Raw genomic sequence first — 1,116 nt, forward strand, 5'->3', positions numbered from 1 at the left:
ATGTGTTTGATGTGATGAATTCAAGAGGAGATTATGAGCAGCTGTCCAATGATTTAAAAGGTTTTAAAGCGTTTGCCAAAAAGCTAACCAAAGAAACCTTAGTAGTAATGGAAGCTACAGGCTATTATCATTATTGTTTAGCCCAATACCTTTATCAGCAAGGTTACTTAGTCTCTGTTGTAAATCCCTTATCTGTAAAGCGTTTTATTCAAATGAAATTATCTAAGATAAAAACAGATAAGTCCGATGCCAAAGCTATTTGTGAATATGGTAGTTTTAATGAAGTTCCACTTTACACGGCAAAAGATGAAAGCCAAGCAGAATGCCTTCAACTAATCCGTTTAATGGATATTTATATAAAACAAAGTACTGCTATCAAGAATAAAATACACGGAGAAAAAACATTAGGAATTCCTTCAAAAGCTGTTTATCGCTCATTAAATCGCTCATTGAAGTCCATTAAAAAAGAGATTGGTTTGTTAGAAGATCGTTTGAATACATTAGTTAAAGACCATCAGCAAGAGCAATTGACCTTATTGAAAAGTATTCCAGGGATGGGTGTTAAAACTGCTTTGATGCTTATTGTTATGACCGATGGGTTTACCAAGTTTGAAAATTCAAAACAATTGTGCAGTTATGCTGGTATCACCCCAACGATACGTCACTCAGGGAGTAGTGTAAGAGGGAAAAGCAGAATTAGTAAAATGGGCAATCAAAAAATGAGGAACCTATTATTTTTATGTAGTTTTTCAGCTTGTAAATATAATAAGGGTTGTAGGGAAATTTACGAGCGAATTGTCTCTAAAGGAAAGAGTAAAAAACTAGCATTAATAGCCGTAAGTAATAAGCTATTAAAACAATCATTTGCAATTGCAAAAAGTGGATTGCCTTATGATGAAAATTTTGTAGCTGTTTTAAAGTAAATCAATAGTAAATAGTAACAAAAAAGCCTATCAAAACACTAAAAATACTTTGATAGGCTCAAAATTATAATGCCAAAAAACAACAAAGAATTTACTTGTTTTTTAACTCAGTTCTTTGTTGATAAATTAATTGAAGTTAAAAAACAGGATTTAGCCAATATTGAGGGGCCAATGACAGACGCTGTAATTCGTT

The 1,116-nt window shown here is 32.3% G+C and carries 1 protein-coding gene; it reads left to right on the plus strand.

Features of this window, described 5'->3' with window-relative positions; all coding sequences use genetic code 11:
* Nucleotides 1-2: 2 nt before the first annotated feature.
* Nucleotides 3-923 carry an IS110 family transposase gene (locus ACTG3S_RS14530; RefSeq protein ID WP_439130046.1) on the plus strand — a complete coding sequence of 307 codons (921 nt, stop codon included), beginning with the start codon at nt 3-5 and terminating at the stop codon, nt 921-923.
* Nucleotides 924-1,116 lie beyond the last annotated feature (193 nt).

The sequence above is a fragment of the Polaribacter sp. genome (genome assembly GCF_965656025.1).
Lineage (GTDB): Bacteria > Bacteroidota > Bacteroidia > Flavobacteriales > Flavobacteriaceae > Polaribacter.